General features: G+C 68.1%; 17 protein-coding genes and 3 pseudogenes. 11 read left to right on the plus strand and 9 right to left on the minus strand.

The window, feature by feature from the left end; translation table 11 throughout:
* Window positions 1–51: 51 nt before the first annotated feature.
* The 3 genes and pseudogenes from PBV52_RS14420 (at window position 52) to PBV52_RS14430 (ending at window position 2,351) form a co-directional block, all read left to right on the plus strand.
* On the plus strand, window positions 52–525 hold the full coding sequence (locus tag PBV52_RS14420; RefSeq protein WP_274238756.1) for an excalibur calcium-binding domain-containing protein: 474 nt from the start codon (window positions 52–54) through the stop codon (window positions 523–525).
* A gap of 648 nt (window positions 526–1,173) precedes the next feature.
* Window positions 1,174–1,956: pseudogene (locus tag PBV52_RS14425) on the plus strand (LacI family DNA-binding transcriptional regulator); the annotation flags it as partial.
* Window positions 1,957–2,189: 233 nt separating this feature from the next.
* Window positions 2,190–2,351 (plus strand): hypothetical protein, encoded by a 162-nt coding sequence (locus PBV52_RS14430; RefSeq protein WP_274238757.1) that lies wholly within the window; start codon window positions 2,190–2,192, stop codon window positions 2,349–2,351.
* 115 nt (window positions 2,352–2,466) lie between these two features.
* Here the strand turns inward: PBV52_RS14430 and PBV52_RS14435 are convergent, their stop codons facing one another.
* From PBV52_RS14435 to PBV52_RS14445, 3 genes and pseudogenes are all read right to left on the minus strand, one after another.
* A complete protein-coding gene (locus PBV52_RS14435) occupies window positions 2,467–2,856 on the minus strand; it encodes a hypothetical protein (RefSeq protein WP_274238758.1) in 390 nt (129 codons plus the stop codon).
* 167 nt (window positions 2,857–3,023) lie between these two features.
* Window positions 3,024–3,548: an ATP-binding protein gene (locus PBV52_RS14440; RefSeq protein WP_274238760.1), complete on the minus strand. Its 525-nt coding sequence runs from the start codon at window positions 3,546–3,548 to the stop codon at window positions 3,024–3,026.
* A 58-nt stretch (window positions 3,549–3,606) separates the two neighbouring features.
* A pseudogene (locus PBV52_RS14445) lies at window positions 3,607–3,816 on the minus strand (hypothetical protein); the annotation flags it as partial.
* Here PBV52_RS14445 and PBV52_RS14450 point away from each other — a divergent pair.
* Complete coding sequence (locus tag PBV52_RS14450; RefSeq protein ID WP_274238761.1) at window positions 3,724–4,170, plus strand: transposase; 447 nt, start codon at window positions 3,724–3,726, stop codon at window positions 4,168–4,170. The pseudogene PBV52_RS14445 and the gene PBV52_RS14450 overlap by 93 nt on opposite strands.
* Before the next feature lie 65 nt (window positions 4,171–4,235).
* Here PBV52_RS14450 and PBV52_RS14455 read toward each other — a convergent pair whose 3' ends face one another.
* A complete protein-coding gene (locus PBV52_RS14455) occupies window positions 4,236–5,918 on the minus strand; it encodes a cellulase family glycosylhydrolase (RefSeq protein WP_274238762.1) in 1,683 nt (560 codons plus the stop codon).
* Between the two features lie 532 nt (window positions 5,919–6,450).
* Entirely contained in the window at window positions 6,451–6,813 is a 363-nt protein-coding gene (locus PBV52_RS14460) for a hypothetical protein (RefSeq protein ID WP_373922009.1), read from the minus strand.
* Between the two features lie 21 nt (window positions 6,814–6,834).
* Between PBV52_RS14460 and PBV52_RS14465 the strand changes: the two are divergent.
* The 3 genes and pseudogenes from PBV52_RS14465 to PBV52_RS14475 all read left to right on the plus strand — a co-directional run.
* A pseudogene (locus PBV52_RS14465) lies at window positions 6,835–7,374 on the plus strand (UTRA domain-containing protein); the annotation flags it as partial.
* On the plus strand, window positions 7,371–8,045 hold the full coding sequence (locus PBV52_RS14470; RefSeq protein ID WP_274238763.1) for a YdcF family protein: 675 nt from the start codon (window positions 7,371–7,373) through the stop codon (window positions 8,043–8,045). The pseudogene PBV52_RS14465 and the gene PBV52_RS14470, both read left to right, overlap by 4 nt.
* Window positions 8,046–8,529: 484 nt before the next feature.
* Window positions 8,530–9,192, plus strand: coding sequence for an HNH endonuclease (locus PBV52_RS14475; RefSeq protein ID WP_274238764.1), 663 nt, complete (start codon window positions 8,530–8,532; stop codon window positions 9,190–9,192).
* Window positions 9,193–9,348: 156 nt separating this feature from the next.
* Here PBV52_RS14475 and PBV52_RS51715 read toward each other — a convergent pair whose 3' ends face one another.
* Window positions 9,349–10,326 (minus strand): DUF6602 domain-containing protein, encoded by a 978-nt coding sequence (locus tag PBV52_RS51715; RefSeq protein WP_373921864.1) that lies wholly within the window; start codon window positions 10,324–10,326, stop codon window positions 9,349–9,351.
* 278 nt (window positions 10,327–10,604) lie between these two features.
* Between PBV52_RS51715 and PBV52_RS14480 the strand changes: the two genes are divergently transcribed.
* Window positions 10,605–10,895 (plus strand): hypothetical protein, encoded by a 291-nt coding sequence (locus tag PBV52_RS14480; protein ID WP_274238765.1) that lies wholly within the window; start codon window positions 10,605–10,607, stop codon window positions 10,893–10,895.
* A 559-nt stretch (window positions 10,896–11,454) separates the two neighbouring features.
* On the opposite strand, the gene ppdK is transcribed toward PBV52_RS14480, so the two are convergent.
* Complete coding sequence (gene ppdK / locus PBV52_RS14485; RefSeq protein WP_274238766.1) at window positions 11,455–14,175, minus strand: pyruvate, phosphate dikinase; 2,721 nt, start codon at window positions 14,173–14,175, stop codon at window positions 11,455–11,457.
* Between the two features lie 431 nt (window positions 14,176–14,606).
* Window positions 14,607–15,836: an ROK family protein gene (locus tag PBV52_RS14490; protein WP_274238767.1), complete on the minus strand. Its 1,230-nt coding sequence runs from the start codon at window positions 15,834–15,836 to the stop codon at window positions 14,607–14,609.
* A 120-nt stretch (window positions 15,837–15,956) separates the two neighbouring features.
* Between PBV52_RS14490 and PBV52_RS14495 the strand changes: the two genes are divergently transcribed.
* The 3 genes from PBV52_RS14495 (at window position 15,957) to PBV52_RS14505 (ending at window position 21,438) form a co-directional block, all read left to right on the plus strand.
* Window positions 15,957–17,444 carry a hypothetical protein gene (locus tag PBV52_RS14495; protein ID WP_274238768.1) on the plus strand — a complete coding sequence of 496 codons (1,488 nt, stop codon included), beginning with the start codon at window positions 15,957–15,959 and terminating at the stop codon, window positions 17,442–17,444.
* Window positions 17,441–19,378 carry a glycogen debranching N-terminal domain-containing protein gene (locus PBV52_RS14500; RefSeq protein WP_274238769.1) on the plus strand — a complete coding sequence of 646 codons (1,938 nt, stop codon included), beginning with the start codon at window positions 17,441–17,443 and terminating at the stop codon, window positions 19,376–19,378. The genes PBV52_RS14495 and PBV52_RS14500 overlap by 4 nt, the downstream gene beginning before the upstream one ends.
* Window positions 19,379–19,662: 284 nt before the next feature.
* Window positions 19,663–21,438 (plus strand): CDP-alcohol phosphatidyltransferase, encoded by a 1,776-nt coding sequence (locus PBV52_RS14505; protein ID WP_373921865.1) that lies wholly within the window; start codon window positions 19,663–19,665, stop codon window positions 21,436–21,438.
* Here PBV52_RS14505 and dusB read toward each other — a convergent pair whose 3' ends face one another.
* On the minus strand, window positions 21,439–22,593 hold the full coding sequence (gene dusB, locus PBV52_RS14510; protein ID WP_274238770.1) for a tRNA dihydrouridine synthase DusB: 1,155 nt from the start codon (window positions 22,591–22,593) through the stop codon (window positions 21,439–21,441).
* Window positions 22,594–22,614: the final 21 nt, after the last annotated feature.

Raw genomic sequence — 22,614 nt, forward strand, 5'->3', positions numbered from 1 at the left:
GTCGCTGGGCATTACGGTCATCCCCTCACGCACCACCAGTGGGGGGATGACATGACCAATCCGTACACCTCGGCACCCATGCCGCAGCCGCCCTTCCGCCCGGCCCCCGGATGGGCCCGCAAGCGCTACGCCCTTCCCGCGCTGGGGCTGGCCCTCTTCCTGGGCATGGGCATCGGCGGCGCGTCAGGACAGGACTCGAAGTCCACCGACGCGAAGCCCGCGGCGGCCTCGCCGCGCCCCACGGTCACCGTCACGACGACCATGACGGCACCCGCGGAAGAGCCCGAGCCGGCGCCGACGGTGACCGCCACGAAGACGGTCAAGGTCACCACGACGGTCACCGCGGCACCCGCGGCGGACAGCGGCTCCGCCTCTGACGGCGACGGCGACTCGTCCGGCGCCGACGTCTACTACGGCAACTGCAGCGAGGCCCGGGCGGCCGGTGCCGCCCCCGTCCACCGGGGTGAGCCCGGCTACGGCTCCCACCTCGACCGCGACAACGACGGCGTGGGCTGCGACAGCTGACGGACGGGCACAAGCCTCCGGAGCAGCGAAAGGGCGGCACCCCCGCACAGGGTGTATGGCTGGCTTCAGCCGAGCATGGCGCCACACGGGCTTCCGCGGGTTCGCCCGGTCCTCGATGTGCACGACCTTGGGCGGGAACTCCTTGCGGTGCCACTCGATCTCGTCGACGACAGACTGCCCCTGAGGCACTGCTCTGTAGCTCTGCTTGGTCTTCGGCTCCCCCAGGTACGGCACGCCCTTGTCGAGGCCGATCAGCTGCTGCTTGACCATGACGGTCTCGGCCGGCTCCTCGTCTTCCAGGCCGAACAGCTCGCCCTGGCGGAGTCCAGTGGAAGCCGCCTGCCGCGCTGTGGCGGGACGCCGATCTTTCGCAGGTGGACTTGGAGGCTGACCGGATTCATGGGCTGTCCGGGCCGGCGACCGGGGAAGAGCCACTGTGAGCTTCCACTGCTGGCGTAGGGCAGGTGCTGGCGGGACTGGACGTATGCCCGCATGAGGTCAGCGACGGGTTCCGGAAGCGGGGGCGGCGGGTCTCCCAGCCGGACGGTGAGGGTAGCCCCGTCGTCGATGACGTCGTCGATGACGTCGTCGACGGTGAGGCGGACGATGCGGGTGACGGGTTGCGCGTAGAGGCGACAGCCCTTCCACGCCGACATGGTTGAGGCGCTCTACGCCGCGGCGGGGGCGGCCGGCTATCAGATCGCGCTCAGCGCCGTCGCCGCGAGCCGCAGCGAACAGGAGGCGGTGGAGACGCTGCTCGCCGACCGCTGCGAGGCGCTGATCCTGCTCAGCCCCCATGCCCCGGCGGCCCGGCTGGCAGAACTCGCGGCGCAGCTTCCCGTCGTCTCCGTGGCCCGCCGGCTGCGTCCGCTCACCGACGGCGTCGACGTCGTCCGCGCGGCCGACGACGAGGGCGCCCGCCAGGCGGTCGACCACCTCGTGGCACTGGGCCATCGCGACATCGTCCACATCGACGGGGGCAGGGCGCCGGGCGCTGCCGACCGGCGCCGCGGCTACAAGTCGGCCATGAAGCACCACGGCCTCACCGACCGCGTCCGCCTCGTGCCGGGCGGGCTGACCGAGGACCACGGTGCGGCAGCCGCACGAACACTCCTCGCCGAGGCTGCCCGCCCCACCGCCGTCCTCGCCTTCAACGACCACTGCGCCATCGGCGTCCTCGACACCTTCCTGCGCGCCCGTATCCCTGTGCCCGACGAGATCTCGGTCGTCGGCTTCGACGACAGCCACCTCGCCCGCCTCGCCCACGTCCAACTCACCACGGTCGGGCAAGAAGCCCGCCAGCTGGCGCGCCGGGCCGTGAGCCGGGCCGTCGCCCGGCTGGAGGGTGAGGCGGCGGACGACGAACGAGAAGTCGTCGTCACACCACACCTCGTCATACGAAGCACCACCAGGGCACCTTGCCGCTCCTGACCCGCGCTGCTCCAGTCCCGGCCCGATCTGGTCGAAGTTCCACCGCGGCCCCAAAGGACCACCCGCGGCTGTCCGCCGAGGAACCCGCCTCCATCCGAGCGGACGCGCGAGCCAAGGAGGCAGGCAAGCGGGCGAACGCGAGCCGCTGCCTTGGATCGCGCTGTTCAGACACCGCACCACCTGGGGCATGGAACGGATTGGCATGAAGCGGATCGGTCGGCCGCCTGAGGTCAGTGATCGGTGAGCTGCAGGAGAACCTGCGGCTGTCCACGGCGGAACGGCAGGCGACCACGGAGAACACCGGGCTCCGGCAGCGAGTCACCGAGCTTGAGGACGGCCTCACCGCAGCCCGCACCAGCCTCCGCCGCATGATCCGCAACGAGAACCGTCCCTAGATGATCAATTCCAAGGGATGTCTGCGGAGGGTGTGAGGTGGGCGGCGGCCGAAGCCACCGCGAGACGGTCAGGCGGCGGGCTGCCGGCCCTGGTTGTCGAGGTGGCAGCGGGCGGTCAGGCGTCAGGGTCGACTTCGGGGTGCGTGAACCGCACGGGCTTGCCCAGCGACCGGGCGTAGGCGATTTCGGCTCGGGTGCTGTCTCCGATGTAGTCGCCGACTACGAGCACCTCATCAGCAAGCCGGATCTTCGCCCGGTGCAGATCGTCGAGTCGAACCTTCAGCACCTCGGCCTCGACAGGATCGGACCAAAGTTCGTGCGGCGACTTCATGTCACAGCCCGGTTTGACGACAATCTTTCCGGCTTTGGTCTCCCGCAGATCGGCCTCGTTCATCTCGGCCATGAAGCGGGTGGAGCCGCAGATCACGACGATACGCGGGAGGCTCAACAGCTTCTTCGCGTCGGCGAGCTTCTCCTCGGGGGTGAGCAGTTGCGGGTATGACACTGGTTCCTCCTGGTGGTGTGGTCCAAGGGGTGCCTGCGCAGACGAGAACGAGGGATCTTTCTGAGCCCGGCGCCCCTGGCACGGCCAGGTTGTCGAACCATCCACGTGCGCCCACGGCTTACCCCAGGCTCCCGCCCCCAGTACCGGCACCAAGGTTGGCCGGACGGTCACGCGAGTGACGGCCACCGATCGGTAGCCCACTCCAGCCAACCTGACCAGCCAGGAGGCGGACCTCCAACCCCATGGCCCTCGAGTTCCGCGACATCGGGCTCCTCGAACAGCGTCCTCCAGTGCACGAGGTCCGTCTCGCTCATCGCGAAGGTCTGATGAGGGGTGGTCGACTGGCGATGGGCGACCCGAGCACGTTGGGTCTCATGGTCCACCGGCACATACACAAGCTGACAAGACGCGCCCACAGACATCACCAACCAGCGGATCGCGGATCTCTCGTCACGAGACCAGCATCCGAAATCCAGGACCACGTCGGTTCCCAACCTGAGCGCCTCCAGACCAAGCCAGAGCAGCCGTCCTTCCAGCACATCGCGCTTCCCCTCCGGCTGCGGATCGCCGAACAGCGGGAGCATCCACTCATCCGGCGTCAGCCGCAGAGCGCTGTGCTCCTTGGCCAGCTGCCGAGCCCTCGTGGTCTTTCCGGCCCCGGGCAGGCCAACCGTCAGGAACAACGTCGTCACACCCAGATCCTGTCACGAAGGCCAAGTGGGAGGATGAATCCTTTTGCTGCCGAGATCGCCGCACCTGCTCCACTTCGTCGGTGTACTGGCGCAGCCGAGGGCCGGCGGTGTCGCTGGGGATCGGCTCGCCGATCTCGGGGTCGACGGAGATGACGACCAGGACACGGTCCAAGGCGTGGATCTCCGCCTCGGTGGTGACGTTCTCCAGCCCAACCCGGTCGACCGCGGTAAATCCGGCAGCAAGCTGCACGTGTTGTCCGAGGCTCAGGGCGTCCCGCTGGTGGTCGGCACCTCCGGCGCGGACACCAACGACAGCCTGGCCCTCAAGCCTCTGGTGATAGGGATACCGGCCGTGCGGTCCCGGCGTGGACCGCGCCGCAAGCACCCCGCCAAACTCCGCGCCGACAAGGCTTACCACTGCGCCGACATCCTTTCCTGGCTGCGGGAACGCGACATCGTCGCCCGGATCGCCCGGCCGGGCATCGAGTCCTCCGAACGGCTCGGGCGGCACCGCTGGGAGATCGAGCGGTCTCCTGGCTGTTCGGCTACCGCCGCCTCACCATCCGGTACGAACGAAAAGGCAGCCACCTCCTCGCCTTCCTCGGCCTCGCCGCCGCCCTGACCTGCTACAAGAAACGTGCCGAACTCACCACCTGGGATATCGCCTCATTCCTGGTGGACCCGTTTTCAGGCAGAGGTGCCCGTGACCGCGGTGCCGGACCTGGTCAGCGTGTACGTCAAGATCGCCCCGCTCCAGAAGTGGAAGGTGAGGGTCACGGTGGTGTTGTCGGTGACACCGTCGAAGAACGCGGTCGGCAAGGTGATCGTGCCTGCGGTGTAGTCCGGTGCGAAGGCCACATTGAACTGCTTGTACGTCGTCCAGGACTGCGGACCGGCGGCGGTGCCGTCGGCATAGACGGCTTCCATCGTCGCCAACTTGTCGCCGTTGAACGCGGTGGGTATCACCAGCGAGGCTGTCGTACCCGTCGCGCTCGTCAGTACCGACTTGTCATAGGTGATGACGTTGACGGCCCAAGGAATTCCGTCCGTGAACCGGAGGGACAGGACGGCATTCGTGCCGTACTCCTGCGACTCGGTCAGCCGGCTGAGCGTCGCCGCTGCGATCGTCAGCGTGTTGCCGCTGACGGTGTAGTCCACGCCCCGGATCAGGGGGCGGGTGCCGACATCGATCCGCAGCAGCCTGGTGCCGTTGAGGTTCAGCGTGATCGTCGCGTCCGTCGGGGTCTTGCCCTTGGGCACGAAGAGCTGATCGGTGGACGCGGTGCCGGAGCGCCCGGTCCAGCTCGACCGTATCTGCGCATAGAGGCTCGGGTCGTTCCATTGCAGGGTGCGGCGGTTGAAGCGACTGCCGTTGTCCCACAGCATCGTGGTCAAGCCCCGGTAGCGCGCGTAGTAGCCGAGATACTCGAGGTACTTGAGCGTCTCGCCCTGTTCGACCGTGCCGGGGCCGGAGTCCCAGCCGAGCAGCCCGTACTCACCGACGACGACCGGGATCCCCTTGGCCACGAAGGCCCTGTGCAGCAGGTCGAACGTGTCGGTCAGGTCCTGCTGGGTGGCCGCGTTGAAGGTCGTGTAGCCGGCGAGGTTCACGCTGAAGGGCCAGAAGCTGTAGTAGTGGACCGAGGCCACGAGGTTGGGGTCGTCGAGCGCGGAGAAGGTGGCGAGCAGGGTGTCGATCTTGGGCTGATCCGGGGTGTCCCCGAGGGTCGGCATGACGAGCAGGCGGTCGGCATTGCCTCCGCCGGTCGCGCGCACGACGGAGTGGAATGTCGTGTTGAGCTCGTTCATCAGAACGGCGTTCTGCTGATCGCCGGAACTGCCGGTGAAGAAGGGCTCGTTGATGCTCTCGAAAAGCAGTCGGCGCGGCTCGTCCCGGAAGGTGGCCGCGATCTGCTGCCAGGTGGCTGTGTACTGGGCCAGGACCGCGTCATGCTGGGTCGGCATGTTCGGCACCCACTGCCACGCGTCGCCGTGCATGTTGATCAGAACGTAAAAACCATCGGCCAAGGCCCAGTCGACCACCTGCTTGATCCTGGCCAGGAACACCGGGTCGAGGGTATAGGTCGGAGCCGGGCCCTCGTGCTGGCCCCAGGTCACCGGGATCCGGATGCTTCTGAAGCCCTGCGCCTTCAGCCTGCGGAAAAACGCCTGGGTCACCCGCGGGTTGCCCCACGCCGTCTCGTCGGCGCCGATGGCCTCGAAGCTGTTGCCCAGATTCCAGCCGGGCTGCATGTTTGCGACTACGTCCAGCGCGGACGCCGACGCGGCGGAAGCAGTGGACCGGGCAGCGGCCTGGGCGGCCGTCGGGATGGACAACGCCGTGACGGCGAGGGCCGCGGAGGTCGTCATGACCTGGCGACGAGTGAAACCGGTTGAACTCGGCATAGAACTCTCCATTGAGTCGAAAGCCCTTCCCTCATGTCGAAGGCGTCATCGTCGAAGCGCTTCGACAGGTTGGGGGAGCCTAGCGCAACCTGACGACGGAGAGAACGGGCTAATCCGCATGGAATCTCAATCGAGTTCGAAAGGTTGCGTGTCGAAGCGCTTCTCCCCATGGGGCGTCAGGCCCGGCGTCACGCAAGCTCGTCGGGGTTCCCTGCTCATCTGCCGTCGATGCCGACCGGGCCGGCCCGCGAGCAGCGGACCGGAAAGTCCCGACAAGCCACTGGCCATCGAGGCGCTTCCAGCGGCCGTTCCTTCACGCAACGTTGCTCAGCCTGACTCTGTCGGGGATCTTGGATGGTCGGGCTCAGCTGCCGAGGGTTCGCCAGGGTTTTGACCGGGGGATCTCGTTCTGGTCCAGGAAGGTCTGGAAAGCGGTCGGCGGTCTCGGCGAAGAGGCTTCCTCGGTCGCTGGCTGACCGCTGAGGCGTTCGATGTTTCACGGCGATGGCCGTGAGGACGTGTTGCAGGTGGGCTTTCGGCTGTCCTCGGTAGCGGCAGTGGCGCATGCCGTGTCCGTGGGCGAACTCAGGCGAGGGATGCGCTCGCTCCCGGCGTGTCCTCCGGTAGTCCGGTCAACGGTTCGATGCTGCCCGCCGGCGCATCCGTCGGCGACCGTGACCGCTCCGGCGCTGGGACCGGAAGCGAACGCGGCCACCGCTGTGCCGGTCGCGTCGACCAGGTCCGTGATGCCGGGGGTGTGCAGCACGGCCGTACGGACCGGCTCGTCGTCGGCGGTCATGTACCGCAGCTCCGGCGACACATGCGGGTCGCGGAAGTGGTGACGCAGATCGATGGTCAGGTGCGCGGCGGGAGGCTCGCCGTGCGCGACGGTGACGAAGTCGCGTTCATTGCTGACCGTGTCGCATCGGGACGCGCGTACAAGCGCAACGAGCAGACGCAGACCGTGAGCCGTGTCGAGGCGGACAGCCTCGTAGCGGAGGGGCTGGGCGTCCCAGTCGGCTCCGAGGTGTACGCACGCGCCCGCCTCGTGAAGGAAGGGATGCAGCCGACTCATACCCTGACCAGCTACTACAGGCCGGAGCACGTCGAGGGGACACGTATCGTCGACCCCACCCCGGGCCCTGCCGGCCGTGGCGGCGGATACCGGGTCCTCTACGACGCCGGATACGAGATCGACCACATGAGAGAGGTCCTGTTCGCCCGCATCCCGACTGCGGACGAAGTACAGCTCCTACAGCTCCCCGCCGGCGAGCCCGTAGTCGAGCTGCATCGGACCACGTACACGGCAGATGGCACGGTGGTTGAGTTCGCCGTGGGCGTCCACGCGGCTTCTCGCTTCGCGTGGGAGTACGACTTCAAGGTTCCCGACTCGGCACAGGACAGGAAGGGGCAGGAATGATCTCGGCACGGGTATGGGCGGATGCTCGACTCCTGTGGGACTACCACTTCATGCACCACGACGCACGGCCGTGTTCAGTGGCCGTGGGGCTTGGCAGCCACGACCTAGGCGTGGCCGACGTGACAGCGGAGCTGTACCACCAGGGCATGGCTCCGGTCATCGTCTTCACGGGGGCCACCAGCCCCACGACCAGGGCGCGCATGCCGCGCGGTGAAGCTGTCCACTACCGTGAGCGGGCGTTGCAGCTAGGGGTGCCCGATTCCGCAGTACTCCTGGAACCGCGTGCCACGAACACCGGCGAGAACATCGAGTTCACGAAAGCGGTGTTGGCGGAGACCGACGTCAAGGTCTCGTCCGTCCTGCTCGTGACCAAGCCGTACGAAGAACGGCGCTCGTACGCCATGATGCGGAAGATGTGGCCCGAGGTCGAAGTGGTGTGCGCGTCCACGCCGATGGGCTTGGAAGAGTACGCCGACTCCATCGGGGACGCCCGCATGGTGATCGACATGATCGTTGGCGCCCTGCAACGAGTGCTCGTCTTCCCGAGGTTGGGTCTGGCCATCGAGCAAGATGTACCAGACACCGTCGTAGCCGCCTTTGAGCGACTGTGCGTCGAAGGCTTCACTAGCCGACTCATGCCAGCTGACGTTGCTGCCCGCCCCGGCACGTGATGCCAGGGCGGGCAGCAGCCCACCCTGAGCTTCGTTCTGCACTTTCCCTGCCTCATCAAGGCCCGCGCACGGCGCGGGCGCGCCGCCTCTGCGGCGCGGCCTGCCTCCTGTCTGCGCCCCGGCTGGCCGCGCCCGGCGGCGCGCTGCGTGCATGCGGGCAAGGGCGGGACATCATCCGCGGGCACAAGAAGATGCCTCCGGCGGGGGATCGGCCGACACCGGGATGGAGGGGGCGCCGTCGCCGACTGCGGGCCCGTAGTGGCGTGCGTGGGGGCTCCCATCCCGACCACCGTCGACCCAGGCAGAGCCGAGCAGACGCGGCCCATGGCGTCCAGGTCGTTCGTACAGTGGCGCGCTCCACCTGGGCGCCATGAACCACGCCTGCTCCACGGTGTGTGGGTCGACGGCGGACGGGATGGGAGCTGGGGAGGCTTGCTGTTGAAAGGTAGGCTTTCTGTCAGTCCATTTGGCTACCATGCATGGCGTGGCAACGTCGAGACCCAAAATTCCGAGCGAGCTGCGCCGACGAGTGCTCATTGAAGCTGGCCATCGCTGCGCGATTCCAACTTGCAAGTCCACGCCTGTCGAGATTGCGCACATCATCCCGTGGGCGAAAGTGCGAAAGCATGAGTTCAAAAATCTAATTGCGCTATGCCCGACGTGTCATACGCGTTTCGACGACCCACATGGTCCTATAGATCGAAAGGCCATGCGTCAATACAAGGCGAACCTGAACCCCCTCCTGTCGATCAGCCTTGCCAATCGAAACGGGCAAGCCAACATGCTCGCTGCCTACCAGGAGCTTAGAGGGAGGTTTACGGAGTGGCTTCCGGTTGAAGTGGAATATGCGGCAATCAAGTCTCGTCGATCCTCATCACGCGAGAAAATCGAAAAAAACAAGTCGGACGCAGTGGATAAACTCGCATGGGCGATCGGCGCTGTAGCTGACTTCCAATCGGCCTGGGGTGAGTCAGAAGTTTCGGATCTGGCTGGAGCAATCTTTTACCATGTGGCCGACTGGTGTGATGAAGTCGAGAGCGCACCGTTCCCTCTCCCGGAAGCCTTGAAGCGGCGGGATATTTTAGAGGAGATTTCAGAAGCTTCAGCAGACCTTCATCTGATGGTATGTGAAGAGCTTTCGATGTAGAGTGCGCCACCTTCGAATGAACGGTTGGGTGTAAGGCCAGTGGAAAGACGAATGCAACGCAGCCGTACAGGGCGTGGGCAACGACCCAGCCCTTGGGTGGCCGTCTTTGGGCCGTCCGAGGGCGATCGGTGGTGGCCGCGGTCGACCAGCCTGGCGTTAGTACAAATGCAACCAATTGAGGTCCTTGGATTGCACAATCCCTTGAGAGAGTGCGCGCTGCACGTCTTCGCTGAATACATCTTTCAGATCCCAGAACCGCGGCTGACCTCCCCCGCCCCCAGAGTCACCGTATGCCTTAAAGCCGTCCGCGAGTGGGCGTAGTGTCGGGTCCGTCAGTGAAAGCCGTTCGTATAGAGCTGCTATAAGTACAGCAACCGTAGGGGAGTCTGATTGCCTCTCCATCATAGACGTCATTGCCGATCCGGCGTCCCGTTTGGCCCCTGCTTCCGCGCTCAAATGCCTGACCATCGCCTGAGGAAGAAAAGGCATACGCGATGCGAACCACACTCCCAGGTCTGCAATGCAGAGCAGGTCCAGGCTCTCTCTTGGATGTCGCGCGTAAATGTTATCCATTTCAATGCAAATTGCTTGCACGTGAGCTTTCTGGTGATCTCCATTCCATGAATGCGAATGGGCGAGGAGTCCGACCGGGAAAGGTGGAGACATTTCTTCCCGGGGGCTACCTATCCGTGGTTTGATCCCTCTTTGGATCCTGGCTGCGCGATCAAAACCATCTCGGATTCCGTTCTTGTTTAGCGTTAGCTTAACACTAAAAGCGGCTGCGACGCCGCTCGCCAATACCTCTTCGCGAACTCGCAAGGCCCGCGGGTAACTGGGCTGAAAGATGATTAGGTCAGTTTCAAATAGATCATCTCCCTCCTCGGGGACAATGTACTTCCTTGTGGCTACCTCATAAGTTGGCGGAAGCCATTCGCTAAGAATTCGTGCCCAAGTTCCCTCACCGCCGTGTCCAGCGCGCTGTGGATCTGAGCGGGCTGCGCCATGTAGCCGGGTGTACTCCTGCTGTATGTCGTGCTCCACGGCTCGGAGCCACCTGTGATGAACGGCGCTCGTCTCGGGAGCGTGGGGTTGCGAAGATGGCTCTGGCATGGCGTCATGCTGGCGCTTGTCCATGAGCCAGTACAGCACCCGGCCGCTACCTGGCGTGAACCCGATGAGCAAGCCCGTCGTCTCGCGTGTGATCGTCTCTGGGCCGTCCCTGGGCCGTCCGACGCCCCCCGAGGCCACTCAACGGCGACCGACAGTGACAGTCGACCCACAGCCGCCAGCAGCGAACCCCCAGGTCACAGCCCCCCGGCCATACGGGTTTCCCCCAGGGGTAGCCGTCAGGCAAGATGGGGCGCTTCTTTCCGCCGGGCGGCCGCGCTGCCTGGATGTCCTGGGGGACTTCCGTGATCATCGCTGTATCGGACGGGCACGACCCGGCCTACCAGCTCCAGACGAGCCTGCTCACGCTGATCTTTGGTATAGCGCTCATCAGTGTCGGACGGATGCTGCGGCGGACCGGACGGCTGCCTGCGTATCTCGACTTCAGACAGAAGGCGTTGGGCTCGCTGGCGCCGCAAGAGGGCAGGAGTGCCGGCGTCGGAAGGCTCGGCGCAGCCATGATCGCCGTGGGCGGGTTCTTCCTCTTCGGTACCGCCTGCCTCATACTCGGCGCGCTGGGCGTGCTCGGTCCGTGAGGACAGACTCTGGGGGAGCCACGCCAGCTTCGGGGTGAGTGTCTAACTGCGTGACAACGCCGACGGACAGCGGCGGACGAGCTCGGAACACCTGCGGACCACCGCAGCAGGTGAGAGGCACCCCAGCCCATGGGAGAGCGCTCCAGCGAGTTGCTTCGGGACGATGAAGTCTCCTGCCAAATCTCGGTGTTGTATTCGATGTTCGTACTCAGAACACCCGTCTACGGAACAGATGCGCCGTCTGCCAGGCCACACGCCCTCTACGACCCCGCGTACTCCACTGGCGGGCCGGGGCCTCTGTGGTGACGGCCCGTGAAGGGGACTCAGCCGCGTGTGGAGGGCACAACGAGGGCACAACGTCCTCACGCAGGTTCAACGGCTGCCAACGCCACCAAACGCTGTTTGCCCTGGTCAGCGACATAGCTTGACAGCCTCCGCAGATCATGCGCGAAAGGGCGGCACCCCCGCACAGGGTGCCGCCCTTCCTTCGTGCACCGGAACCGCCGCCCATCGGTACTGAGGGTCGGGGACGGACGACGGCTCCGGAGTCAGGGGGAGGTCAGCGGTGGTCGCTGCCCTCCGACTGCGAGGCCGCGCGCCCCGCCTCCAGCCGCGCCACCGGGATCCGGAACGGCGAGCAGGAGACGTAGTCCAGGCCGACCTCGTGGAAGAAGTGGACCGACTCCGGGTCGCCGCCGTGCTCACCGCAGACGCCGAGCTTGAGGTCGGGGCGGGTCTTGCGGCCCGCCTCCGCGGCCAGCTTCACGAGGGAGCCGACGCCGTCCTTGTCGATCGTCTCGAACGGGGAGACACCGAAGATGCCCTTCTCCAGGTACGCCGTGAAGAACGAGGCCTCCACGTCGTCCCGGCTGAAGCCCCACACCGTCTGAGTGAGGTCGTTCGTGCCGAAGGAGAAGAACTCCGCCGCCTCGGCGATCTGACCGGCCGTGAGGGCAGCGCGCGGCAGCTCGATCATCGTGCCGATCGACAGCTTCAGCTGCACGCCCGTCGCCGCCTCGACCTCCGCGACGACCTGGTCGGCCTCCTCGCGGACGATCTCCAGCTCCTGGACCGTGCCGACGAGCGGGATCATGATCTCGGCGCGCGGGTCGCCCTTGGCGTTCTTGCGCTCGGCCGCGGCCTCGGCGATCGCCCGTACCTGCATCGTGAACAGGCCCGGGATGACCAGGCCGAGGCGCACACCGCGCAGACCCAGCATCGGGTTCTGCTCGTGCAGCCGGTGGACCGCCTGGAGCAGCCGCAGCTCGTTCTCGTGCGGCTCCTGACGGGACTCGGCGAGGGCCACGCGGACCGACAGCTCGGTGATGTCGGGCAGGAACTCGTGCAGCGGCGGGTCGAGGAGACGGATCGTCACCGGCAGGCCGTCCATCGCCGAGAACAGCTCCACGAAGTCCTGCTTCTGCAGCGGGAGCAGCTCCTTCAGGGACTCCTCGCGCTCGGCCTCCGTGTCGGCCAGGATCAGGCGCTCGACCAGCTCGCGGCGGTCGCCGAGGAACATGTGCTCCGTACGGCACAGGCCAATACCCTGCGCCCCGAACCTCCGCGCGCGCAGCGCGTCCTCGGCGTTGTCCGCGTTGGCGCGCACCCGCAGGCTCCGCTTGCGGTCGGCGAACGCCATGATCCGGTGCACGGCCTCGACCAGCTCGTCGGCGTCGCTGGCGCCCGCGTGCATCCGGCCCTCGAAGTACTCCACGACCGGGGACGGGACCACCGGCACCTCACCGAGGTACACCTTGCCGCTGGAGCCGTCGATGGAGATGACGTCGCCCTCCTCCACGACGTGCCCGCCCGGCACCGTCATCCGGCGCCGCTTGGTGTCGACCTCCAGCTCCTCGGCGCCGCACACACAGGTCTTGCCCATGCCGCGCGCGACCACGGCCGCGTGGGACGTCTTGCCGCCACGGCTGGTCAGGATGCCCTCGGCGGCGATCATGCCGTCCAGGTCGTCGGGGTTGGTCTCCCGGCGGACCAGGATGACCTTCTCGCCGGAGCGCGACCACTTCACGGCGGTGTACGAGTCGAAGACCGCCTTGCCGACCGCCGCACCCGGCGACGCCGCGATGCCCCGGCCGACCTGCTCGACCTTGGCCTCCTCGTCGAACTTCGGGAACATCAGCTGGGCGAGCTGGGCGCCGTTGACGCGCTGGAGCGCCTCCGCCTCGTCGATCAGTCCCTGGTCGACCAGCTGCGTGGCGATACGGAAGGCGGCGCCCGCCGTGCGCTTGCCGACGCGGGTCTGGAGCATCCACAGCTGACCGCGCTCGATGGTGAACTCGATGTCGCAGAGGTCCTTGTAGTGGTTCTCCAGCGTCTCCATGATCTGCATCAGCTGGTCGTACGACTTCTTGTCGATCGTCTCCAGCTCCGCCAGCGGGACGGTGTTGCGGATGCCCGCCACCACGTCCTCGCCCTGGGCGTTCTGGAGGTAGTCGCCGTACACGCCCTGGTGGCCGGAGGCGGGGTCACGGGTGAAGGCGACGCCCGTACCCGAGTCCGGGCCCAGGTTGCCGAAGACCATGGAGCAGACGTTGACGGCCGTGCCCAGGTCGCCGGGGATGCGCTCCTGGCGGCGGTACAGCTTGGCCCGGTCGGTGTTCCAGGAGTTGAAGACCGCCTCGATGGCGAGGTCCATCTGCTCGCGCGGGTCCTGCGGGAAGTCCCGGCCGGCCTCCTTCTTCACGATCTTCTTGAAGGCGGTGACCAGCTTCTTCAGGTCGGCGGCCTCCAGGTCGGTGTCGACCGTGACCTTCTTGGCCTCCTTGGCCCTGTCGAGGGCGTCCTCGAAGAGCTCGCCGTCGACGCCGAGGACGGTCTTGCCGAACATCTGGATGAGGCGGCGGTAGGAGTCCCAGGCGAACCGCTCGTCGCCGGCCTGGTCGGCGAGGCCCTTCACGGACTTGTCGGAGAGTCCGATGTTGAGGACCGTGTCCATCATTCCGGGCATCGAGAACTTGGCGCCGGAACGGACCGAGACCAGCAGGGGGTTGTCGGCCTGGCCGAGCTTCTTGCCCATCTTCGTCTCGAGGGCGTCGAGGTGCGCACTCACCTCGTCACGCAGTGCCGCCGGCTCCTCGCCACTGTCGAGGTAGACCTTGCAGGCTTCCGTCGTGATCGTGAAGCCGGGGGGAACGGGGAGTCCCAGGTTGGTCATCTCGGCGAGGTTCGCGCCCTTGCCACCCAGGAGGTCCTTGAGGTCCTTGTTTCCCTCGGTGAAGTCGTAAACGAACTTCGCTACGTGGGGTTCTTTGTTTTCCGACACGGTCTCGACTCCCTCGAGGACGCGGTGGCTGCCCTGACGGCGAGGAACATACCCAGATCGAAGGCGCCTGGGTATGTCTACTCACGCGTCATGCGCCTGTAACCACCCGTCCGCCAGTGGATCGAAAGTCAAAGCTTGGCAAGCCGAGACGAGTGGATGTTTTCACTTCTTGAACGCAAGAGCGCCCACGGGTGCGGCTTTCCGCTCAGATGAGCGGCCTTACCGCACGTTTGATTTCGATCGATGAACGATCAAGGGGTGGCACCGAGTGCCACCCCTTGGAGAAGTGCAGCCGCTCAAGATCCGCTCATCTGAGCGGAACCCTTATCAAGGGTGGCGAGAATCACGCTGCCACAGCCGCCGGGATTTCACCATGCGGACGTGCGTCCGGGACGGAAACGTGCCCGTCACACAGCCGGTCCGAACGGCCGTCACACACCCAGCGCGACCAGCCGTTCTTCCACCCGCTCGGGCGCGTACAGATGCTCCACGACGAGCGCCCCGGCCCCCACCAGCCCGGCCCGTTCCCCCAGCCGCGAGGTCACGACGTCCAGATGAGCGGTGGAGCGCGGCAGCGCCCGCTGGTACAGCAGCTCCCGTACGCCGGTGAGGAAGGGTGTTCCGGCCAGATCCCCGGCGATCATCAGCACCCCGGGGTTGAGCAGCGTCACGACGGTCGCCAGCACGTCCCCGACCTGCCGACCGGCCTCCCGTGCCAGCGCGGCCGCCCCCGGGTCTCCGGCGGCCAGCAGGTCCCGCACATCCGATCCGGAGGCCGCGGGCACCCCCGTTTCGGCCAGCCGCCGGGCCACGGCGCCGCCACTGGCGACGGCGGCCAGACAGCCGTACGAACCACACCGGCACAGCGCCTCGGCGCCCACCCGGATGTGCCCGATGTCGCCCGCGCCCCCGTCGATGCCCCGGTACACGGAGCCGTCCACGACGACCCCCGCCCCGATTCCGGTCGACACCTTGACCAGCACGAACGCCGAGCAGTTCGGGTATCCGGTGCGCTGTTCGCCGTACGCCATGAGGTTGGCGTCGTTGTCGACGAGGACCGGCAGCGGCCCGGCCCCCGTGTGCTCGCTGAAGGCTCTGGCCAGGCGGCCGCGTATGTCGTAGCCGTCCCAGCCCGGCATGATCGGCGGCTGGACGACCCGGCCGGTCTCGCTGTCCACCGGCCCCGGCACCGCGAGCCCGATGCCGCCCACCTCGTCGGCCCGGCGCCCGGCCTTCTCCAGCAGTTCGGCGAACCAGCGCCCGAGCTCGCCCAGCACCGCGTCCGGCCCGTCCTCGATGACCAGCGTGCCGCTGTGCTCGGCGAGGATCTCGCCGGTCAGGGTCAGTACGGCTGCGCGCGCGTGCCGGGTGTCCAGGTCGGCGGCGAGGACGACCGCGTGCGCGTCGTCGAACTCCAGGGTGATGGAGGGGCGGCCGCCCAGCGGGGAGCCCACGGGGCCGCCCGCCCCCTCGCGCAGCCACCCCGCCCGGAAGAGGCGGTCGAGGCGCTGGCCGACGGTGGCGCGGGAGAGTCCGGTGGCCTGTTGGAGGGCGCCGCGCGTGGTGGCGCGCCCGCTGCGCACGAGTTCGAGCAGATCCCCCGCGCCGGCCTGACCGCCGCTCTTCGTCGCCCTGCCCGTCCGTCCCGGCTGCCCAGTCATGCGCACCCCCTTGTGTTTCTCAACCCTGCATTACATATTGAGTTTTGCGTGTTAAATAGACGTAACCCTACGGTAGCCATGACCGAACCGGTCAGCCGGACGTCTTTCGGGGAGCCCCGAGTGGATCGCACTGCCCAGCTCACAGCCCGTCGCGCCGAGCGTGACATTGCATACGATCCGCCGCCTGTGCCGGATGCGCTGCACGTCAGGGCCGCCCAGGTACTGGAGGCCAACTGGACCGGCGCCTCGACGGTCCCCTCGCGCGGCCTGTATCCGCACCAGTGGTCCTGGGACTCGGCGTTCATCGCGATCGGCCTGCGGCACCTGTCGCCGCTGCGGGCGCAGACGGAGCTGGAGACGCTGCTCGGCGCCCAGTGGGGCGACGGGCGTATCCCGCACATCGTCTTCAACCCCTCCGTACCGCTCGACGCCTACTTCCCGAGCCCCGACTTCTGGCGCTCCTCGACCGCGGGGCGCGCTGCGGGCGCCCCGCGCACCGTACAGACCTCCGGCATCGTGCAGCCACCGGTGCACGCGCTGGCGGCCTGGCTGGTGCACCGCGCCGACCCGGGACTGTCCCGGGCGCGCGGCTTCCTCACCCGGGTGTATCCCCGCCTGGCCGCCTGGCACCGCTATCTGCTGCACCGGCGCGACCTCGGCGGAGGCGGCCTCGCGTCCGTCGTGCACCCCTGGGAACAGGGTATGGACAACAGCCCCTGCTGGGACGCCCCGCTCGCCCGCATCACCCCGGCCCCCGCCCGTTCCTTCCGCCGCGCCGACCTCGACCACGGGGCCGCCGAGGACCGGCCGACGGATCTGGACTACGGGCGGTATGTACGGCTGGCGACGGAGTACCGGGACGGCGGGTACGCCGACGGCTCCGGTGACTTCGCGGTCGAGGACCCGGCGTTCAACGCCCTGCTCATCGCCTCCGAGCACGCGCTGGCCCGGATCGCGCGGGAGCTGGGCGCGACGGGCACGGCCCGGCACGCCCGCGCCGAGCGGCTGACGGCGGCGCTGATCGAGCGGATGTGGGACCCGGCGGAGGGGATGTTCTTCTGCCGTGACGTGCGGAGCGACGGCGTGCAGGGCGATGGCGTGCGGAGCGACGGGCCGGCCGGGGCGCTGATCCCCGAGCGCAGCGTCTCCGGCCTGATCCCCCTCCTCCTCCCCACCCTCCCGCCCGACATCGCCGCCACCCTGGTCAGCACGGCACACGGCCCGCACTTCGGCCTCGGCGACACGACCCGCCTCGCCCCGTCGTACGACCTCCTCGGCGAGGCCTTCGACCCGCACCGCTACTGGCGCGGCCCGGCCTGGTTCAACACCGGCTGGCTGCTGGAGCGCGGCCTGCGCACGCACGGCGAACGGGAGCGGGCCGGCGCCCTGCGCACTGCGGTGCTGGACCTCGCCTCGGCCACCGACTTCGCCGAGTACGTGGACCCGTACACCGGCGAGGCCTGCGGAGCCACCGGCTTCGGCTGGACCGCAGCGCTGGCGCTCGACCTGCTGCACGACGAGCCCGCATGGGACACGGACACGCACCCGCATCGGCACGACGCCACAGATTTCGCAGTCAATGAGCTCAAGGGAGGGGACCGGGGATGACGGACCGGCATCATCTGCTCGTGTACGGGGGGACGTTCGCCGCCGTGGGCGACGGCGGCGACATCAGCGGCGTTCGGGGCGTCGGCTCCCCGGACGGGTTATTCGTACGCGACGCCCGGCACCTGAGCCGCTGGCAGCTCACCGTCGACGGGGCCGTGCCCGAGGTACTCAGCCCGGTCGCCGACGGCGACACCACCCGGTGTGTCCTGGTCCCGCGAGGCGGCCGCAACGAACCCCCCGCCTACACCCTCTTCCGAGAGCAGGCGGTGGGCGACGGCTCGTTCATCGAGTCCCTGCGCGTGACCAGCAACCGCCCGGTGCCGACGACGATCCGCCTGGCGATCACCGCGGACGCGGACTTCACCGACCAGTTCGAGCTGCGCTCCGACCACCGCACGTACGCCAAGACCGGCGCCACCCGCTCCCGCCAAGTCCTCGACCACGGCGTGGAGTTCACGTACCAGCGAGGCGAATGGCGCTCGCTCACGTCCGTGACCGCCGACCCCGCCCCCGACGCCGTCGAGGAGACGGGCACCGGCGCCCGCCGCCTGGTCTGGACCCTGGAGCTGGACCCGCACGGCACGGCTGAGCTGACCCTGCGGGTGATGGCCCGCCCGCACGGCGACAAACGCCCCCTGCGGGTACCCCGCTCCCCCGCCGCCCTCTCCAACCAACTCCTCTCCCTGGAGGGCGAGTTCGTTGAAGGCGTGGCCTTCCCGACCGGCTGGCCCGAGCTGGCTGCCGCCTGCGCCCGCGGCCTCGCCGACCTGGCCTCGCTCCAGGTCCCGGCCACGGGCCCCGACGGCGAGGAACTCCGCGTCCCGGCGGCCGGAGCCCCCTGGTTCCTGACCCTCCTGGGCCGGGACGCCCTCCTCACCTCCCTCTTCGCCCTGCCCTACCGCCCCCAACTGGCCGCAGCCACCCTCCCCGCGCTGGCCGCGACCCAGGCGACGGAGACCGGCATCGACGCGGTCTCCCAGCCCGGCAAGATCGTGCACGAGGTACGGCACGGCGAGCTGGCGCACTTCGGGCAGGTGCCGTACGGCCGTTACTACGGCTCGGTGGACGCGACGCCCCTGTTCCTGATCCTGCTGGGCGCGTACGTCGAGCACACGGCCGACCCGACCCTGGCCCGCCGCCTCGAACCCCACGCCCGCGCGGCCATCGGCTGGATGCTGGACCACGGCGGCCTGACCTCGCGCGGCTACCTGGTCTACCGCGCCGACCAGGGCGGCCTCGCCAACCAGAACTGGAAGGACTCCCCCGGCGCCATCTGCTCGGCCGACGGCACCCGCCCCGCCGGTCCGGTGATGGCGGCGGGCGCCCAGGGCTACGCCTACGACGCCCTGCGCCGCACGGCGTGGCTGGCCCGCACGGTGTGGCAGGACGAGACCTACGCGGCGCTCCTGGAACAGGCGGCGGCCGACCTCCGCGACCGCTTCCAGCAGGACTTCTGGATGCCGGAGCACTCGTTCCCCGCTCTGGCGCTGGACGGCGGGGGCCGCCAGGTGGACGCACTCGCCTCGGACGCGGGGCATCTGCTCTGGTCCGGCCTGCTGGACAAGGAGTACGGAGAGCTGGTGGGCCGCCGCCTCCTCGAACCCGACTTCTTCTCGGGCTGGGGCGTACGCACTTTGGCCTCCGGCCAACCGGCCTACCATCCCCTCTCCTACCACCGAGGCTCGGTCTGGCCGCACGACAACGCCCTGATCACCCTGGGCCTGGCCCGCTACGGCCTGCACGACGAGGCCCGCACGGTGGCCCACGCCCTGGTCGACGCAGCGACGACAACCGGCCACCGCCTGCCGGAGGTCCTCGCCGGGTACGGCCGCGACACGCACGCGGAACCGGTGCCGTACCCGCACGCGTGCATGCGCGAGTCCCGCTCGGCGGCGGCTCCGTTGGCGCTGCTGACGGCGGTGGGAGGCGCGTAGCGGGGCGGCTGTGGGGCGCCTGCGGGGCAGTTGGCCTGGCGTTTGCCGGGTGTTTGCCGAGCGCTGGGGCACCGAGGCTGAACAACGGCTGGGGGCCGACCGTATGGGATGACGGCGGGCCCGGCGGGTCCGAGGAGGTGCGGGTGCGTTCCCGCGCCGTTCGGTGCGTGCTCTCGGCGTGCCGGGCGGCGTGGGGGCGTGCCCGCACCTCCTCGGACCCGCCACCTCCCCAGCGAGGCCCGCCACACCACTCCACCAGGGGCCTCGCACGGAAGGACCTTCGGGTGCCTGTCTTCACGCGTCTACGTCAACTGCCCGGCAAGAACGACGACTTGACCGACGAGGCACCCGTCAGCGAAGACGCCGCGGAGGCACCGCCGACCGATCAGGCCGCACCCGCCAACGACGAACCGGCGGCCGCCGGCGGCACGGCCGGAACCTACCTCCGCTGGACCCTCACCGCCCTGGCCGCCCTCCTCATCTACGTCTGCCTGCAGATGCCGAACACCCTCGGCAACCTCAAGGCCAGGGAGTTCACCCGCCTCCCCGCGGAGGCCATCATCGGCGCCGCCGTACTCCTCAGCCTCCCCCGCCGCCCCCGCGTGATCGTCGCGGCGATATCCGGCGCCGCCCTGGGCGCACTCACCGCCCTGAACGTCCTCGACATCGGCTACAACGAATTCCTGGGCCGGCACTTCAACATCATCCTGGACTGGGAACTCCTCGACGACGCCCAGTCGTACCTGAAGGACTCCCTCGGCGGCACGACCGCACTCCTCCTCACGATCGGCGTCATCCTCCTCGTCATCGCCCTGATCGCCCTGGTGGCCCTGGCCACCGTCCGGATGGCCAACCTCCTGGCCCGCCACAAAACACCCGCCTCCAAGGGCGCCCTGATCGCCGGCACCGTCTGGATCACCTGCACGGCGTTCGGGCTGCAGGTCGCCGGCGTACCGATCGCCGCGGACCACACCGCCGGTGTCATCAAGGTCCACGCGCACCGGGCGATGGACACCCTCCGCGACGAGGCGGCGTTCGCGAGGGACGCGAAGTCCGACGCGTTCGGCAACACACCGCCCGACCAGCTGGTACCGGACCTGCGCGGCAAGGACGTCCTGTTCACCTTCATCGAGAGCTACGGCCGCAGCGCACTGCAGGACCCGCAGATCGCCCCCGGCGTCACGAGCACCCTCGACACCAGCACCAAGGCACTCGCGGAGGCCGGCTTCCACGCGAAGAGCGGCTGGCTGACGTCGGCGACGTACGGCGGCAGCAGCTGGCTGGGCCACTCCACCACCCTGTCCGGCCTGTGGATCGACAACCAGCAGCGCTACCGCACCGTCATGGCCAGCGACCACCTCAGCCTCACCAAGGCCTTCCAGAAGACCGGCGACTGGGACACGGTCGGCGTCATGCCCGGTATACAGAAGGGCTGGCCGGAACAGAAGTACTACGGCCTCGACAAGGTCTACAACGCCTTCCAACTCGGCTACAAGGGACCGAAGTTCAGCTGGTCGACCATGCCGGACCAGTACGCCCTCGAAGCCTTCCAGCGCCAGGTCCACAGCAAGAAGCGCGACAAGCCCCTGATGGCGGAGATCATCCTGACGTCCAGCCACCAGCCCTGGGCGCCGATCCCGAAGATGGTCGACTGGGACGCCCTGGGCGACGGCTCGCTCTTCAAGCCCATCCAGAAGTCCGGCACCAAGCCGTCGGACATCATCTCCGACTCCACCCGCTCCAAGCAGGAGTACGGCAAGTCGATCTCGTACTCGGTCACCAGCCTCACCCAATGGCTGGAGCGCTACGGCACCGACGACACGGTCCTGGTCTTCCTGGGCGACCACCAGCCGATGTCCCGCGTCAGCGGCACCAAGGCCAGCCGCGACGTACCGATCTCGATCGTCGCCAAGGACCCCAAGCTGCTGGACAAGATCGCCGCCTGGAACTGGACGGACGGCCTCCAGCCCGCCCCCAAGGCCCCCGTCTGGAAAATGAGCGCGTTCCGCGACCGCTTCCTGACGGCGTACGGCTCTACCCCGCACGCCTCGAAGGACTGATCAGCCCCCGGACGTGTCCAGCTCCGCTTCCTCGCTCACGCCCGCGCAGTCATACGGGTCCTTCAGCCAACCGTCCGGCAACACCACCCGGTTGTTGCCGGACGTACGCCCGCGTGGCCCGTCGGCACCGAGTGGCCAAGGCTGATCCAGGTCCAACTCATCCAGTCCGCAGCGGAGTTCCTCCAACGACGACGTGATCGCCAGCCGCTTGCGCATCTCCGAACCGACCGCGAAGCCCTTCAGGTACCAGGCCACATGCTTACGGAAGTCGATGACGCCACGCGTCTCGTCCCCGATCCACTCGCCCAGCAGCGTGGCATGCCGGACCATGACGTCGGCGACCTCGCGAAGAGCGGGCCGCGCGATGGCCTGAGGACGCCCCTCGAACGCCGCGACCAGATCCGAGAACAGCCACGGCCGCCCCAGGCACCCCCGCCCGACGACCACTCCGTCGCACCCGGTCTCCCGCACCATCCGTACCGCGTCCTCGGCCGACCAGATGTCGCCGTTGCCGAGCACCGGGATCTCCGGCACATGCTCCTTCAGCCGCGCGATGGCGTCCCAGTCGGCCGTGCCGCCGTAGTGCTGGGCGGCGGTACGGCCGTGCAGCGCGATGGCCGTCACCCCCTCCTCGACGGCGATCCGACCCGCGTCGAGGTAGGTGATGTGATCGTCGTCGATGCCCTTGCGCATCTTCATCGTGACCGGCAGGTCACCCGCCCCGCTGACCGCCTCCCGCAGAATCGCGCGCAGCAGATTCCGCTTGAACGGCAGCGCGGACCCGCCACCCTTGCGGGTCACCTTCGGCACCGGGCACCCGAAGTTCAGGTCGATGTGATCGGCCAGCCCCTCCTCCGCGATCATGCGGACGGCCTTGCCGACGGTGGCCGGGTCGACGCCGTACAGCTGGATCGAGCGCGGCTTCTCGGTCGCGTCGAAGTGGATCAGCTGCATGGTCTTCTCGTTGCGCTCGACCAGCGCCCGGGTCGTGATCATCTCGCTGACGAACAGCCCCTTGCCGCGACTGAACTCCCTGCACAGCGTCCGGAAGGGCGCGTTCGTGATCCCGGCCATGGGGGCCAGGACGACGGGCGGCTGGACGGTGTGCGGCCCGATCTGCAGGGGCGAGACGGTGGGCGAAACGGTCGTGGGCATCCACCCATTCTCACGCACCGG

Origin of the sequence: Streptomyces sp. T12 (assembly GCF_028736035.1) — a bacterium.
GTDB lineage: Bacteria > Actinomycetota > Actinomycetes > Streptomycetales > Streptomycetaceae > Streptomyces.